Genomic DNA, 15623 nt, shown 5'->3' on the forward strand with positions numbered 1-15623 from the left:
ATAGGTGATGTTTTGATATTAATTCTCTGTAGAGAGAAAACATTTGACGTTCTAACCCTAGATAAAGAACTAACATCTACCCTAAATGTAGATGTACTATCCTTAATGCCCAATGAGCTTTCCTTGGAATTTATGGATCAAAAAAAAATTTCTTTGAGACATAGAGGTGATTTGCTTGAACCAGAGTTAATAATCGGTTGGACTTCCTTACATCAAAAAGATAATGGAAACACGCTTTTAAGTATTCTTCGTAAAAATGGATATAAAGTTTTGAATAACGATGAGAATCTAGGCTTAGCTCAAAATAAGATACTAAATTCTTCGATCTTAAGAGCATACGGAATACCAAACATACGGACATTCTTAGTTGGGAACCTTACAGACGCTGTGAGGATTGCCAGTGAGTTATCTTATCCATTGGTATTGAAGCCTTTAATTGGCGCCAAAGGGGAAGGCATAAGAAAAATTAGTTCTAAAGAGCAATTAATAGATGAAACAGAAGTTATTTTCTCAAACAACGAAATGATCTGCATGCAAGAGTGTATTAATAAGCCAGAAAGAGATATAAGGGTAAGAGTTATTGGTTATAAAGCTGAATTTGCATTTTATCGTTTCGTTGGTCCTGATGGTTTTATAACTAATTTATCCAAAGGAAGCCATTGGGAAGAAGCTCATTTAGATGAAACTCTTAGAAGCCTTGCCGAAAAAGCTGCCATTGCATTCAATGCACCAATAGCAGGTGTAGATATAGTTGAAGATATCGACACTGGAGAATTAAAAGTTATTGAGGTTAATGCTACCCCAGCAATAACTTGGCCTTACGAAAAAACGGTTAAAACTTTAGTTAGCTATGTAGAAACCCTATTAAAAGAGGAGAACTGACAATGAGCATTCAAGAAAATTATATCACTGAAATTAAGGACTTAGTAGAAGAAAATAAAAAGATTACACATCCTTTATACCAAAAAATCATGAGTGGAAAAGCTGATAAAGAATTATTAAAGAATTTTGTTCTACACCGCTACCATATTAAAAGTTTCTGGACTAGAAATATATCGGCGATTCATTCTAAGACGCCAGATGTAGAATCTAGAATTGCATTAGCAGAAAATATTTTTGAAGAGGAAACCGGTCAATTAACAAATAGTAAAAGACACTTGGATTTATTTTTTAACTTTGGCGAGCAATTTGGCTTAACGAAAGAAGAATTAGATGGTTTGGAATTGCTCGAAGAAACAAAAGCTGTCATCGAATGGAATAATAAAGTTTGTGGACCAGACCATCACCTAGTTGAAGCGGTTGCTGCCCTTATCATCTACATGGAAGGACAACCTCCCGTTGAATTCAATGGTAAGACTATGAATACTGCAATGAAGGATTTGTACAACGTGAATAAAGATGGTATGGATTATTTTACTATTCACAGCAGTCATGAAAACGATGTTGAAGACGATCATGCAGAGGTTGGTTTTAATCTATTAAAGAAGTATGCAAATACTTCTGAGTTGAGAGAAAAGTCAATTAAAGCACTTAAGAAGTCTATTGAGGTACGAATGAACCATTTTACAGCTATTCTGGAAACAGTTAGGGAATAGATCATATTTTAGAGAACCTTCCTTCGATTATATCGAAGGAAGGCATTAGGAGGAGGGAATAAATTGATATTATTAGATGTTACTTTAAGAGACGGGGGCTATCTAAATCAATTCAACTTTAAATATGACTCTATTCATGAGATTCTCCTGCATTTGGAGAATACAAATGTAGATTACGTAGAGTTGGGCTATTATAAAGGGCCAGCTTCAGGAGGAGAAGGATTAGGCGTAACTGCCAATATCAACTTGGACGTTTTAGAGTATTTTAAGGAACTCTTCCCCAAAATAAAATTTGTCATTATGTTACATCCCAAAAATGTATCCATTGAAGAACTAGAAGTGTTAAGTAATAAACCAATTGATCTAATAAGAGTTTGTATTACCGAAGCTTCATTAGACCAGGGACTAGAGTATGTAAAAAGATTGAAACGGATGAATCACAAGGTTAGCGCAAACTTCACACGCGCCACATGGATAGATCCACATATAATAGCTTCGTATATGAAACAGGCAGAGAATAATGGTGCAGATATTGTTTATTTTGCTGATTCTAATGGAAGCATGTATCCAGATAAAGTTGCAGAATACGTAAAGACTATTCTCCAGTATGTTAATATCCCAGTGGGGTTTCATCCTCATAATAATTTGAATTTAGCTCTTGCCAATTCAATTACTGCTATTCAACACGGAGCTAAATATGTTGATTCTTCCTTAAATGGTCTAGGTAAAGGAGGAGGAAATTTAGAGACGGAAATTTTCATCTCCTATTTGGAAAGAACAAATCAAAATCAAAAGTTTGATTTACTTAAAGCATTTGAAGGTAAAGATTATATAATAAAAGAGTTCTCTTATAGTTCGGACTACCTATTAAATCTATTATTTGGTATAAAAGATTATTCGATGGACTATATGAAGGTAGTTACAAAAGAATGTGAAAGTAATAACTTTTCTGTAAAAGATTATATTTATCATAATAATATCAAAGGTTGTTCTTAATGAGCGAACACAAATACCTAGAGCTTGAAGATCATCTAAGTTTCTTTCAACGTGGCAAGAAATATGGAGATCATTTCCGATATGAAATTAATGGGTTCTTGTCTGATAATTTAGCGAGGATAAACAAAGTACGAAAGACACCAATTTTATACACTGATGCAATGCATTACGTGAAGAAATGTATACCTTTCATTGAAAGAGAAATACCTAATATTGCTGAGGAGATATTAGGGTTAAGCAGAGGTGCGCAAATACCTTATGAGGAAGCAATGCTACTACAGCTAAGAAGAGAACTTATAAGTGATGATATCCTTGACTGTACAGCTTTCTCAAACTTTTTGGAGAATGGAAATAGTTTTTTAGCGGAGAATGTGGATCTACCAGGTAACCTTAGTGATTTAGGGTGTATCGTTAAGACAAAACAAAAAAATGCTCCTGATATATTAATGTATACCCATATCGGCTTATTAGGCTATTTAGGTATGAACTCTTCCGGTTTAGCTATTGGAATAAATATGGTAATGTCAGACGGGTGGGGCCCTGGCGTGCCCCCCTATTTAATTATCAAGGAACTCCTATTAAAGTGTCACAACACAATAGATTGTATTAATAGAATAAAAAGCTTTTCAAGAACCTCATCCAGAAATTTCATGCTGGTTGATAACTTTAATCAATTCTGTGTTGAAATGACTCCTTCTGATTTTGAAATTGTTAATAATTCCATGAATGTGCACACGAATCATTACTTGAATTATAAAATGAAAAAACATGAATCATTAGAAAAAAAAAGCAACTCGGTTAATAGACATAACTTTGTTTTAAGCAAGCTAGAACATGGGGTTACAAAAGACAATATTATAGAAATATTAACGGATCATGAACATGACATTTGTTTGCATTCTAATTCTAATGCGAATAACTCAGAAACCATTGGGTCAGTTATTATGTATCCATCAAGTCAAGAGATGTCGGTAAACTTTGGAAAACCTTGTAAGAAGAATTTTATAACTTTTAAATTATAGGAGGCGCCGCACCATGCTAGCATCAATAAATGGAAAAATCATTGATTATGAAAACGCAAGGATTCATCTTAACTCACTTAGTATGAAATACGGATCCAGTGTTTTTGAAGGCATAAGAGCTTACAAAGATAAAAAAAAGGACGGAGTTAATATTATTCAATTGAATGAGCACATTAGGCGTTTCTTTGAATCGATGAGGTTGGTAAAGTTAGAATGTGACTATAGCAGAGAGCAGGTCAAAGATTTTGTTATAAGCCTAATCAACCAAAATAAAATCAATACAGATATATATATTAGATTAGCTGCTTCAGTTTTTGAAGAGGGTGAGATATACACTAGAGGCAAAGCATCTATTACTGTAACCATAAAACCTAAAAAAGAAGTGCTTCTAAAACCCAAAATAAACGTTATGGTTAGTAGTTGGAGAAGAATTAATGATAACGATATGCCGCCGAGAATAAAGAGTATTTCCAATTATCAAAATAGCAGGTTGGCTATGTTGGAAGCGAGAGATTATGGTTTTGATAACAGCATCATACTTAATGCTAACGGTGGTGTAGCCGAGAGCCCGACTGCTTCATTATTTATGGTTAAAGATGGTGTATTGAATACTCCTAGGATAACAGATGGAATTCTAGAAAGTATTACTAGAACACTTATTATTAATTTAGCAAAAATAAGTGAAATTAAGGTTGTTGAAAGAGAAATAGATCGTACTGAACTTTATTTGGCTGATGAACTTTTTATAGTAGGAACTGGCGCAGAGTTGATATCCATAGGAACTATAGATGGTTACCAATTTGAATCCAACAACAGTTCAATTTATGAAGTATTGAATAACAAACATCGTTCATTGGTCCGTGGACTAGACAATTACAATATATATAGAACTTTTATAAATTCAGTGGAGTGATAAAAATGGCCGATATGATCAAAGAAGTGAGTTATATTAACTATTTTAATGAACACAAAGAAAAGATAAAAGCAGAGATTAATGATTTAGAAAAAGCTTTAAAACAAACTGGATATCATTATAAAAATACAGAATTCCAATTATCACCCAAAATTTCAATTGTAGATCAAGAGTTTCGTAATTATGCTAAAGAAATGTTCGAGGATTTGATTACGATCTTAAATAAACTTAATAGTGCATATTTGAATGACGAAAATATACAATCTTTTTATTCTCTAGATGATTTTAGTCAGTGTATTCTTACAGAAACAGCTCATAAAAAAAATGAAATTTTGGTTTCTCGTTTTGATTGTTTAATCAGTGAAGAAACAGGTGATATTAATGTAATAGAAAACAATACTGATTGTCCGGCAGGTTTAATTTTTACAGGTAGAATAAACAAAATAATAAAGAGTATGAACACATCAAAGAGTTATTTAAGTAATAGAGATATTGTCTTTGAGAATATTGATCGTGATAACTTTTTCTACGAACAATTACTCAGTATATATCAAAAGAAGCGGCCAGGTGATCAGGTGAAACACATTGTTGTCCTCCAGAAAGATGCATCACCAAGTTTAGAGATGTTAACCTTTAAGGAAATGTATTCAGGATTGGACGTAGTTGTAAACATCTGCGATTTAAAAGATTTAGTAGAAAAGGAAGGGTTTCTGTATTATCAAGAGAAGAAAATCGATCTAATCTGGAATAAGATAAATACAGCCAATTTCTTTGAATATTACCAATCAGCTGAAGCGAAGGACAAAGTTATTAGTTTGATAAATACAGAGACGGTTGTAATTAATAATTTTCAATCAAGACTTATATCTGAGAATAAACTGACTTCAGCAGTTTTATCTGATCCGAAATTTCATTACTTGTTTTCTGTAAAGGAGAGGGGGCTCTTACGAAGGCATATTCCTTGGTCTAGAAAACTAGAAGATACTACGACAACACACAGTGGTGAGCAAATTGAATTAATAGATTTTGTTCTGAAATATAAGGACGATCTTGTTTTGAAAGCTCCCTATGACATAAGAGGAGATGGTGTTACAATAGGAACATCAACATCACAAAAAATATGGGATAAATTAGTAAAAAGGAAAATGAACAAAGGTTATACAATACAAAAATATATAGAACCAAAAAAAACATACGTTCCCAATGGGGATTATAGTGCTACTGTTCAGATCCCCTTCAGTTTAGATGCTTTCATTTTAAATTCTATCTTTTGTGGATTCGGTTCGAAGGTTAGTAGTCAGAAAAAAATGAATATCTTTCAGGGGGGCAGTAAACATGTTATTTTAACTGAGAGGTGATGAATATGAAACAAGAAGAATATAACGTATTTTCGGAATATAACAACGAAGGGAACCCTGCAACCGTAATCCCTATAAGGTTGAGTGAGTCTGAGAATTATAACCTGTTAGATATCGCGAAGGAAAATAAGGGGGTATCAGTCTTTGTTACCCTTCATGATCTTATAGTAAAAGATGTATTAATTTATTCTTCTTCAGAAAGAATTAACTTTTGTGGTCATGGAATACTTGCTTTGTATAGGTTTTTAAATAGCAACTGTATAAATTGTGATCATCTAACATTGGGCGATAAGAAGGTATCATTTTCTGTTACTGAAGATAAATATTGGTTTTCTACTGATTCTGCAAATATAAGGAAGGCAGAATTAGATGTAGATTTGGTGGCAGAGGCATTTGGATTACATGCATCCGATTTCGTGGAACCAGAATTCTATGAAGCGAGTATTGGGAGTCCCAAATTGCTTGTGGAACTAGAGGATCTAAACACTATAAAAAAGGTTAACCCTCATTTTGAGCTTATAAAGAGAATATCTCTTGACTATAAGTTTAACGGGTTCTTCCTTTTTACAAGGGATACTATAGATCCTTCATCAGATTTTTTTGCACGTAGCTTCAATCCGTTAAGTGGTATTCAAGAAGATATTGCTACCGGAGTTGCTGCTGGAGCATTGGGACTAGTGTTGAAAAAGCGTTATGGAGATCTCCAAGAGTTCAAAGTAGAGCAGGGGCATTTATTTGATAATAGATGTAAAATTTTTATCAAAGAGGTAAACGGGTCAATATTTGTTGGAGGGCATGTAACTCCGCGATAAATATAAGTACAAAACTAGGGGGAATTTAGTAAAATGGAAAGTTACGTAACAGAGTTGGGGCAACTAACTACAAGTGCAATATCAGATGCGCTAGATGTACTAGGTTACAATGGGGGAATAAAAAATTTTCGTATTTATTCATGCGATAAGAGGATAATTGGTCCGGTTTTTACAGTTGAGTTTGCAGACAGTAGTGAGCCAGCCAAAGCAGCAGATTATATAGAAGAAGTTGATCCAGGAACTGTAGTAATGATCACAAACAATAACAGAGAGGACTGTACAGTCTGGGGGGACCTTCTTTCTTTATATGCTAAGAATAAGGGGATAACTGGGACTATTGTTTACGGTTGTTTTAGAGACATAGAAGAAATTAAAAATATAGATTATCCCATATACTCAACTGGCCTATATATGAAATCAGGTAAGAATCGTGTCAAGTTAAAGTCCATTCAAGAACCTATAGTGATTGAAGGAACAAAAATTAATCCCGACGATTTTGTTGTAGTTGATACATCTGGTCTTTTGCATATACCAAAGGAATTAATTGATAAGGTGATACCTCTTGCGCAAGAAATAGAGGTAGTGGAAAATAGAATTAGAATTGACATTGCTTCGGGTAAAGAGATTAGAGATTCACGTGAAACTCACGATTATAACCAATTTGCTTTAAGAATGTAACATAATGGATACAAACACTTCTAAGGCAAATCTCCAATTAATATTAACGGGAAATACGATTAATTTCATTGGTATTGGTTTTCAAGGCATAGCTATATCGTGGGCTCTATTACAATTAACGGGTAGTCCATTGACAATTGGAATTATGCTGTTTATAAGAGCATTACCTGCAATACTTTTAGTTACATTAGCAGGTTCTTTAGTCGACAAGGTAAATAGAAAATTAATTAGTTTGCTCAGTATATTCGTTCAGGGTGTGACAATGCTTATTTTTGCAATGATGGTCTTGTTCTGGCCTGTTGATTTTAATCTAATGATCCTCTATTTAATATCCTTGTTGACAGCTGTGGCTAATACCTTTTATTATCCAAGCAGCAAATCTTTAATACAAGAATTTACTTCTAAGAAGAATTTACTTAAAGCAAATGCAAAAATTGAAAGCTTGAGTCAAGTCGGGATGATTATTGGGACCGCTATTGGTGGTATAGTAGTTACAATATTCGATCCTAAAGGATATATATTTATTAACGGTGTTATATATCTATTGTCAGCCCTATGTTTCGCTGCTTTGAGATATCAAACCAGAGAAAATAAAAACAAAATTGAAAAGAACCCTAAATTAAAAACAGGTGGAGGATTTAGCTATATTAAGCAGGAACGAGCGTTGTTCGTTTGCGTTTTATTTTTAGCAGTTCCTAGCCTTGTAGTACAAACAAACAATGTACTCATTGGTGCTTTTACTTATATTGAACTTGGTTTAAACGCACGACACTATAGCTATATTAATTTAAGTTATGGAATAGGAGCTTCCTTGGGAGGATTCATTCTCCTAAAACTAAACAAAGATAAGATTCCAGATGTTCGAATTATTTTTATAGGCTTAGTATGCATAGGTCTATTTGAGATTGTTTTTGGTTTCAACAAACAAATACTAATAGCTGTCATTAGTATGTTTATTGTGGGTTTTGCTATATCCTTAAGCAGATCTTTGTTGATGTCATTAGTAATGAAAAAAACTGAATCTAATATTGCTGGAAGAGTACATTCTATAGTTAATCTTTTCAATTCTATAATTATGCTTTTTGCAGGTTTAACATTGGGATTATTAGCAGAATTGACTCAATTCTCCGTGGTGTTCTCTTTAATCGGAATAACTGTAATTCTAATTGCTATTTTGGGGACTCGTTATCTAAAACAATAAATTAAAGGAGAAACCTTTACTTATGATACCAGGAGCAAACAGACACCTCCTTATTTGTAATGGGAAGAAATGTATGCAAAAAGGAGCTGCTGAACTTACTACTGCAATTAGGAAGGAATTAATAAAGGCCAATTTGAATAAAAAAGTATTTACTTCGCGCACATTCTGTAATGGCGAGTGCTCTTCAGGGTGTATTGTTATTAGTTACCCAGATGGTAATTGGTATGGAAATGTCGACGAAGACAACAGCATAGACATCATAAATTCTCTTGTAGATGATAAAATAGATGTTGATACTGATATTCTCTATACTTTTGAGAAAAAACAATTTTTGGAAATGGATTAATGGCAAGAGTAGTCGATTGAACCCGTCTCTGTGAATTGCACCCTATCAAGTAGACAATCAAGCCATTTAACCGTTATGATAAAAGCCTTGTAGGAATCAATCGACGTATTCAGTTCAGAGGATAAATTGTACGAATTGAGTGCATAGCTCTCACATTTGTATATTCTACAAAACTATTCCATCGGTTAGCTGTCGATCAATCGCTTGAACCTAAGTGACATGTATTGAAACCCCCGATCGCTATGTAAGAGGGAGGTTGCTTCTGGATAGGCAGCAGTTCCTTGCTTCAGGGTATCGAAAACAAGTAATTGTTGTTCGAATTCCCCACTACGTAGCTAATAATAGAACTATTATATAATCTCGGATGGCAATTAAATACGCTTTCTGAGAGAATCCATACGTGCGGTACCCATTCTTCATTTGGTCGCTGGAACTTGAAATCGCGATTTAACACATTTTTAGCGACGTGTTGTTACGGGCACTTTGTTATACTTTTTTTGAATAGTTGCTTTTCTAGGAGAAACACTTGGTAAGGTCTCTTTTTTGTTGTATTGTGTACCTTGTAGTTTCCAGTTCACTCTAACCTTTTCAGGCTGCGGTCGTTCCTGAACAGATTCTCTATGAGAATATGAAAACAGCCGTTATAAGCACATCCCTGTGAAGCTTCGTTTCAATCGTTAGTTTGAAACTAGTGTGTTACGCGCCCGGCAGGTTTACGGGAATCGCCTATTCAGCAAACCTAGCATCAAGCGCCACCAAAAAGTGAGCGTCCGAGTGTCAAAGAAGGTCGAAACGATGCGCAACTAGCAGAAGCACGAAAACCACAAACAGATGGGAAACAAGAAAGCCCGTCTTCCACGGTTGCACACCATGACCACATGAAACGTGCTGAACGGACACCTCAACAAATACGTGAAGAAAAGAAAGCAGAAAAGCGAAAGAAGAAAGCGGAAAAACAAACGTCTAAACAAGAGCACAAGGAACAAAAGCAACCAAGAGATGATTTAAGCCCAGTTGCGGTTCAACAAAAAGAAGAACGTCACGTTCCGAGACAAGAAATTACTCAAAGAGAACACGAACGAAGCAACCACAGCCGCGTGATAATCAGGATCAATCGAATCGTACGTCTATCAAACAAGGTGATGTGACGTACTTAGACGATCATCGAGCGTTGCGTTCGGTAGAGAAACCAGAGAGAGACAATCAATTACGTCAAACAAAAGGAGTAAATCCTATAAATCAACGAACGGAACAAAAACCTTCACAAAACGAACCTCAATGGATACAAAACAAAGAGAATCAAGCGGTTCAACCAAATAAAAGGCTCGATGAACGCCATGGTCAACCAAAGACAGAATCTATCAGAACCGCACAGCACAATGAAAAAAGAGAATTAGAAGCGATTGAAAAAGAAGAAGATCGACACACACGTAGAGCAAAGGGAGCGTCTAAATAGACGTTCCTTTTTGTCGTGAAGAGGGAGGATGAGACATGAAAAAGCTAGGTTGTGGATTGTTTTTTGCTGCTGTACCATTTTTATTTGTGGCAATGATCCTCATGGGCATTGTCATGGTAATCACAGGTGAAAGCAACACGACAGGTAGCGACGCCCATTCCGAGATTGAGAGCGACATTGATTCGGAATATACATTTAACGGAGTCAGCCCAGAGATTGAACGGTATCACCCATACTTTGAACGTTATGCAAAAGAAAACGGTATTGAAGACTATATCGAAATTTTAATGGCGATGACGATGCAAGAAAGCGGTGGACGACTTGCCGATGTTATGCAATCATCTGGTGTGACACGTTTCTCTATAAGTGCTTCTGCACGAAAAGAGAGTGTTGCTTAAGTAATCAAGCAATAACAACTAATATATCGAGAGTTGGAATGAAAACCGTCAAGTTGAGTTGAAACAACTCCGTTGAGACTCCTGCATGCATCTTTTGTGAGTAGATAAAAGATGTGTGAAGCCAGGTGAAGTCGGCTGAACAAGCCTAAGTAGGTAAGACACTATATGGTGTAGGATAGGCCGGATGGCTGAAAAGGTAACTATGGTGAGAATGTCCAATAAAGGACTGACGAATTTGCGAATGTACGGGTCTAAAATTGCACTATATCGAAAGATATAGCATACCTAGAGTATGGTGAAATGCCGAAAAGTAAGAGTCACGACGTATGAAATTCGGTGTAGATAACAATGAATCTACAATTTCACAGGCTTATAGCAAACACCTAAGGTTATCATGGATAGCTAGATATATTGGAACGTGGTAAGCAAGGAACTGCTAAACCAAACAGCTACTACTGGGCAGGTGTAAATAAGGCATACGCTGAAATTACTTCATCCTTGTGAAAGTAGGGGCATAGTACCGATGAAACGTCTAATGAACGTGGAGGGATAGCCCCAAGTCTTATTGATCTATCGTTGATTTCAACTAAATTAAGTTCAATGGTCTGGTAGGAATGTGGGCAAGCACCGAGGAGGTGTCCACAGTTGAACGCAACAATGAGATATTGGGAATATTACAACATGCAAGAAACCTTCGATGAGCTATATGAAAAGAGTCAAGAACAGAGATCGTTTTATAGCTTGTACGAACGGCTAACAGCAGAGAACAATATTCTATTAGCTTATCGAACCATTAAATCCAATAGAGGTTCAAAAACTGCAGGGTTTGACTCTTACACCATCGATCACTACAAACCAATGACCAAAGACGAGTTCTTACGAATTGTTCGTAAGAACTTATCCCACTATAAACCCAAAGCGGTAAAAAGAGTCTTCATTCCAAAACCAAGTGGAGAAAAAAGACCTTTAGGTATTCCGACATGTTTGATCGGTTGATCCAGCAGATGATTAAACAAATCTTAGAACCGATCTGCGAAGCTAAATTCTATGAACATAGTTATGGATTTCGCCCGATGAGAGGAACAAGGCATGCCATTTCAAGAGTGATGTTCCTCATTAGTAGGAATCAATTTCACTACGCTGTAGACATTGATATAAAAGGATTCTTTGATAATGTCAACCATACATTACTCTTGAAACAACTATGGAACATAGGGATTAAGGATCGAAGAGTCTTAAAAATCATCCATTCGATTCTAAAGGCTCCGATCAAAGGGGAAGGCATACCGACTAAAGGAGTCCCACAAGGTGGAGTTTTATCTCCAGTCCTATCAAATGTGGTTTTGAATGAGTTGGACCAATGGATCGCAAGTCAGTGGCATTATTTTGAGACAACGACCCAGTACACAAATGACGCTAATCGGAAACGAGCGATGAAACGTACACAATTGAAAGAAGGATTTATCGTTCGATACGCCGATGACTTTAAAATTCTAGCAAAAGATGTGCGGTCAGCCCAAAAGTGGTTCTTTGCCGCAAAATCTTATCTGAAAGAGCGATTGAAATTGGAGATCTCGCCAGAGAAATCAAAAGTAATCAATCTCAAAAAAAATAAATCCGAATTCTTAGGGTACTCGTTACACGTCGTACCTAAAAAGAAGAAATGGGTTTGTCGTTCACATATTTCAGATAAAAATAATTTAGGAATTGTTCTTTGCGCTTGCTGTATTTCTTTAGCTGTTTGTTAAATGACTCGATGAGGTTTGTTGAGTAAATGCTTCTCCAAATCGCTTTGGGAAAAGCATAGAATGTGAGAATAGAGTCGTTCTTTTCAAGGGCTCTCATCGCACGAGGATACGCTTTTTTTCAATTTTCTATGAATGCATCTAGGGCTTCTTGTCCTTCTTTCTGACTCGAAGAACGATACACCCGTTTAAAGTCCTCACACACTTCCGCACGATCAGAGACTCTTACTTTATGGGCGAGGTTACGAGAAAGATGGACGCAGCACGCTTGATAACGTGATGTTGGATAGATTTGTTGGATGGCATCTTTGATGCCTTTTAGCCCATCTGAAATAAACAAAAGCACCTCTTCAACCCCGCGTTCACGTAGGTCTTCAAGAACTTCTTGCCAAACAAACGCTGACTCTGTAGGAGCAATCGTATAAGCCAAGACCTCTCTCGAGCCATCTTCTTGAATGCCAATGACTAAATAAACCGCTTCTTTTGAAACGGTGTCCCGCTTCACCGCAATAAACGTGGCATCTAAATAGATGCATACATAGCGTTTTGCCAGCTGTCGTTCTTTAAAAGCTCTGACTTGCGTTTCCATCGTTTTAGTCATGTTTGAAATGGTTTGACGTGTGTAATGGTGGCCGTACATCCGCTCCAAAAGGTCAGCGATTTCACTTGTAGTTACGCCTTTTTGATACATATGCATAACAAATGATTCAAGCGTATCATTTGATCGCTTGTAGGGAGCAATGGTTTGTTGATGAAACTCGCCGTTCCGATCTCTCGGGATGTGGATTTGAAGATCCCCATATTCGGTATGGAGTGTACGTGAATACGAGCCATTCCTTGAGTTCCCAGAGTTCACACCAATGCGGTCGTATTTTTCATAGTCTAAAAACGCCGTGAGCTCGGTCGTTAAAAGCGTATTGACCGCTACCTCTAAGTGGGAGCGAAAAATCTCTTGTACATCTCCTTTTTGAACTAGAGCTTGCGCAAGATCTGTAGTAAAATCAGTCATAGGGAAGTCCTCTTTTCTGTGGTTGGTTGTGGTGACTTAATTCTACTAGAAAAGGGCTTCCTTTTTTCGTGCTTTTATTCATTTACACAAGATATTTTACGCTCTCTCACAGAAACTACTGCTACAATAACAATTAGTAAGAACAACATAGAAGTAGCTATTAATTTTTCGGAGAGTTTTACAGCCCAAAATACTTTTTATCGTGGAAGGTTTTATCTTATAGAACAGTATGCAGCACAAAGAGATGATATTGTAATAAATACTACAGGACAAGTTCAAAAAAATGGGGAAAATGGTTATGAGATATTTGTATTTAGAGGCAATGGTTTATTAGTACATGGAAAAAGTATACATTCTTTAGCTATAGAATATTCAAGCTAGAGGGAAGTGCGCGATGAGTAGACAGACATACGAATAGGAAATGAATTAAGGATTAGCTTATAAACGCATATTAGGTGGAGTGTTAAGTTCTATAAAAAACATATTCAATAGAAGTATACCGAATTAATAATACATAGTATTAGGAGGATATATGTATCTAAAAAAAATAAAACTTTATAACTTTAGAAAATTCAAAGGAAGTAGCGATGGAAAGGCTGGTTTAGAAGTTTCATTTAATAAAAATTTCAATCTGATTATCGGAGAAAATGATTCAGGTAAAACGGCTATTATTGACGCTATTCGCTTAACTTTAGGCACAATTAGTAAGGAAAATCCTAGAATTACTGAGGAAGATTTTTATTGTAGTAATAACTTATCGGTTGATAATTTTAAAATAGAGTGCACCTTTTCTGATCTAAATGAAAATGAAGCTGGTATCTTTCTAGAATGGCTATCTTTTGATGATTTAGGTGAGTATGAGCTTCTAGTTCGTTTAAATGTAAGGCAAATTAGAAATGGGTTCTTATCAAATAGATTTGAAAGGACTATTAAAGCAGGTCCTGAAAATGCTGATATGATTTTAGAAGGCAAGGCTAAAGAGATATTACAAACAACATATTTAAAACCTCTTAGAGATGCAGAGAATGAATTACGTCCAGGTTTAAAATCTAGGTTAGCTCAGATTTTACAAGGGCATTCTGCATTTAAAACTGCTGATGGAGAGATACATGAATTAGAAGAAATATTAAATCTTGCTAATCAACAAATTGAATCTTATTTTGATAATAAGTCTGAAAATAAGAAATTAAGTATTAAGGATGAATTGGTCTCATATCTTAATGAATTTTTTCCGAAAACTCTAGAGCCCTATGAACCTAGTTTTGAGGTATCCTCGTCAAAATTAAGTAGTATATTACGTAAGCTAGCTTTGAAACTAGAAGAGAATGTATCCGGTTTGGGCAGTTTAAACTTATTGTTTATCGCTGCTGAATTACTTTTATTGAACGATGAAAGCGAATTTGGACCATCACTAACTCTAATAGAAGAAATTGAAGCACATTTGCACCCTCAGGCGCAGTTAAGATTAATTAAATTCTTGCAAGAGACTCTATCAAGAGAGAATACAAATGGTCAATTTATTTTATCTACACATAGTACAAGTTTGGCATCGTCAGTATCACTTGAACACCTAATATTAATGCATGATAACTATGCATATCCTTTATCTTATAGAAACACAAAATTAGATAATGAAGACTATAAATTCTTGGAAAGGTTTCTTGATGTAACAAAAAGTAATCTATTTTTCGCAAAGGGTGTTATTTTAGTCGAGGGAGATGCCGAAAATTTACTTGTGCCAGCTTTAGCAGATATTATTGATAGACCACTTCACAAATATGGTGTATCTATTGTTAATCTGGGAAGCACAGCCTTTAAAAGATATACTAACATTTTTTCGAGATCTGAATCTTGGTATGAAAAGGGATTTCCAGCATTAAAACTACCTGTATCACTTATTACAGATTCAGATATAAAACCATATGAATATTATTTAGAAGAGTCTAAAGTTGTATTAGAGTATTCGTTAGATAATCAGGAACATTTAAACACAGTTTTAGAGGGGCTTGGCATTAATGTTGAAGATGATGAATTGAATCGGCTACACTAAATTGGACAACGTTTTTGTGGGGGATTACACTACAAATAAGAACC

Annotated in this window: 15 protein-coding genes and 2 pseudogenes; 16 read left to right on the top strand and 1 reads right to left on the bottom strand. The window is 35.5% G+C overall.

The annotated features are described in order from the left end of the window. The first annotated feature begins 12 nt into the window (after window positions 1-12). The 14 genes and pseudogenes from BK584_RS21820 to BK584_RS21885 form a co-directional block, all read left to right on the top strand. A complete protein-coding gene (locus tag BK584_RS21820) occupies window positions 13-882 on the top strand; it encodes an ATP-grasp domain-containing protein (protein WP_078394548.1) in 870 nt (289 codons plus the stop codon). A gap of 2 nt (window positions 883-884) precedes the next feature. After that, window positions 885-1595, top strand: a complete 711-nt coding sequence (locus tag BK584_RS21825; protein ID WP_078394549.1) for an iron-containing redox enzyme family protein — start codon at window positions 885-887, stop codon at window positions 1593-1595. 63 nt (window positions 1596-1658) lie between these two features. Further along, window positions 1659-2591: a hydroxymethylglutaryl-CoA lyase-like TIM-barrel protein gene (locus tag BK584_RS21830; RefSeq protein ID WP_078394550.1), complete on the top strand. Its 933-nt coding sequence runs from the start codon at window positions 1659-1661 to the stop codon at window positions 2589-2591. Then, window positions 2591-3613: a C45 family autoproteolytic acyltransferase/hydrolase gene (locus BK584_RS21835; RefSeq protein ID WP_078394551.1), complete on the top strand. Its 1023-nt coding sequence runs from the start codon at window positions 2591-2593 to the stop codon at window positions 3611-3613. Before BK584_RS21830 ends, BK584_RS21835 begins: the two co-directional genes overlap by 1 nt. A 13-nt stretch (window positions 3614-3626) precedes the next feature. Then, window positions 3627-4526, top strand: a complete 900-nt coding sequence (locus BK584_RS21840; protein ID WP_078394552.1) for an aminotransferase class IV — start codon at window positions 3627-3629, stop codon at window positions 4524-4526. A 5-nt stretch (window positions 4527-4531) separates the two neighbouring features. After that, window positions 4532-5884 carry a glutathionylspermidine synthase family protein gene (locus BK584_RS21845; protein WP_078394553.1) on the top strand — a complete coding sequence of 451 codons (1353 nt, stop codon included), beginning with the start codon at window positions 4532-4534 and terminating at the stop codon, window positions 5882-5884. A 5-nt stretch (window positions 5885-5889) separates the two neighbouring features. After that, complete coding sequence (locus BK584_RS21850; protein WP_169871463.1) at window positions 5890-6696, top strand: PhzF family phenazine biosynthesis protein; 807 nt, start codon at window positions 5890-5892, stop codon at window positions 6694-6696. 33 nt (window positions 6697-6729) lie between these two features. Continuing rightward, window positions 6730-7374: an RraA family protein gene (locus tag BK584_RS21855; RefSeq protein ID WP_078394555.1), complete on the top strand. Its 645-nt coding sequence runs from the start codon at window positions 6730-6732 to the stop codon at window positions 7372-7374. Between the two features lie 4 nt (window positions 7375-7378). Continuing rightward, a complete protein-coding gene (locus BK584_RS21860) occupies window positions 7379-8575 on the top strand; it encodes an MFS transporter (protein ID WP_078394556.1) in 1197 nt (398 codons plus the stop codon). A gap of 22 nt (window positions 8576-8597) precedes the next feature. After that, window positions 8598-8921 carry a (2Fe-2S) ferredoxin domain-containing protein gene (locus tag BK584_RS21865; protein ID WP_078394557.1) on the top strand — a complete coding sequence of 108 codons (324 nt, stop codon included), beginning with the start codon at window positions 8598-8600 and terminating at the stop codon, window positions 8919-8921. Window positions 8922-9799: 878 nt separating this feature from the next. Beyond that, window positions 9800-10069, top strand: a complete 270-nt coding sequence (locus BK584_RS21870; RefSeq protein ID WP_078394558.1) for a hypothetical protein — start codon at window positions 9800-9802, stop codon at window positions 10067-10069. Then, entirely contained in the window at window positions 10066-10377 is a 312-nt protein-coding gene (locus BK584_RS21875; RefSeq protein ID WP_078394559.1) for a hypothetical protein, read from the top strand. The genes BK584_RS21870 and BK584_RS21875 overlap by 4 nt, the downstream gene beginning before the upstream one ends. 35 nt (window positions 10378-10412) lie before the next feature. Then, window positions 10413-10775 (top strand): lysozyme family protein, encoded by a 363-nt coding sequence (locus BK584_RS21880; RefSeq protein WP_078394560.1) that lies wholly within the window; start codon window positions 10413-10415, stop codon window positions 10773-10775. 645 nt (window positions 10776-11420) lie between these two features. Next, window positions 11421-12490, top strand: a pseudogene (locus BK584_RS21885) (reverse transcriptase domain-containing protein); the annotation flags it as partial. Here BK584_RS21885 and BK584_RS21890 read toward each other — a convergent pair. Beyond that, a pseudogene (locus BK584_RS21890) lies at window positions 12474-13529 on the bottom strand (IS256 family transposase); the annotation flags it as partial. The pseudogenes BK584_RS21885 and BK584_RS21890 sit on opposite strands and share 17 nt — an antisense overlap. A gap of 18 nt (window positions 13530-13547) precedes the next feature. Between BK584_RS21890 and BK584_RS21895 the strand changes: the two are divergent. Further along, a complete protein-coding gene (locus BK584_RS21895; RefSeq protein ID WP_078394561.1) occupies window positions 13548-13910 on the top strand; it encodes a hypothetical protein in 363 nt (120 codons plus the stop codon). Between the two features lie 151 nt (window positions 13911-14061). Further along, window positions 14062-15579 (top strand): ATP-dependent nuclease, encoded by a 1518-nt coding sequence (locus tag BK584_RS21900; RefSeq protein WP_078394562.1) that lies wholly within the window; start codon window positions 14062-14064, stop codon window positions 15577-15579. Window positions 15580-15623 lie beyond the last annotated feature (44 nt).

Origin of the sequence: Shouchella patagoniensis, assembly GCF_002019705.1 — a bacterium.
GTDB classification, from domain to species: Bacteria; Bacillota; Bacilli; order Bacillales; family Bacillaceae_D; genus Shouchella; species Shouchella patagoniensis.

Bases quoted from the DNA above. Each gene is read 5' to 3' on its own strand.
- BK584_RS21825 (WP_078394549.1), top strand. From the start codon at position 885: ATGAGCATTCAAGAAAATTATATCACTGAAATTAAGGACTTAGTAGAA.
- BK584_RS21835 (WP_078394551.1), top strand. From the start codon at position 2,591: ATGAGCGAACACAAATACCTAGAGCTTGAAGATCATCTAAGTTTCTTT.
- BK584_RS21840 (WP_078394552.1), top strand. From the start codon at position 3,627: ATGCTAGCATCAATAAATGGAAAAATCATTGATTATGAAAACGCAAGG.
- BK584_RS21845 (WP_078394553.1), top strand. From the start codon at position 4,532: ATGGCCGATATGATCAAAGAAGTGAGTTATATTAACTATTTTAATGAA.
- BK584_RS21850 (WP_169871463.1), top strand. From the start codon at position 5,890: ATGAAACAAGAAGAATATAACGTATTTTCGGAATATAACAACGAAGGG.
- BK584_RS21855 (WP_078394555.1), top strand. From the start codon at position 6,730: ATGGAAAGTTACGTAACAGAGTTGGGGCAACTAACTACAAGTGCAATA.
- BK584_RS21860 (WP_078394556.1), top strand. From the start codon at position 7,379: ATGGATACAAACACTTCTAAGGCAAATCTCCAATTAATATTAACGGGA.
- BK584_RS21865 (WP_078394557.1), top strand. From the start codon at position 8,598: ATGATACCAGGAGCAAACAGACACCTCCTTATTTGTAATGGGAAGAAA.
- BK584_RS21870 (WP_078394558.1), top strand. From the start codon at position 9,800: ATGAAACGTGCTGAACGGACACCTCAACAAATACGTGAAGAAAAGAAA.
- BK584_RS21880 (WP_078394560.1), top strand. From the start codon at position 10,413: ATGAAAAAGCTAGGTTGTGGATTGTTTTTTGCTGCTGTACCATTTTTA.
- BK584_RS21900 (WP_078394562.1), top strand. From the start codon at position 14,062: ATGTATCTAAAAAAAATAAAACTTTATAACTTTAGAAAATTCAAAGGA.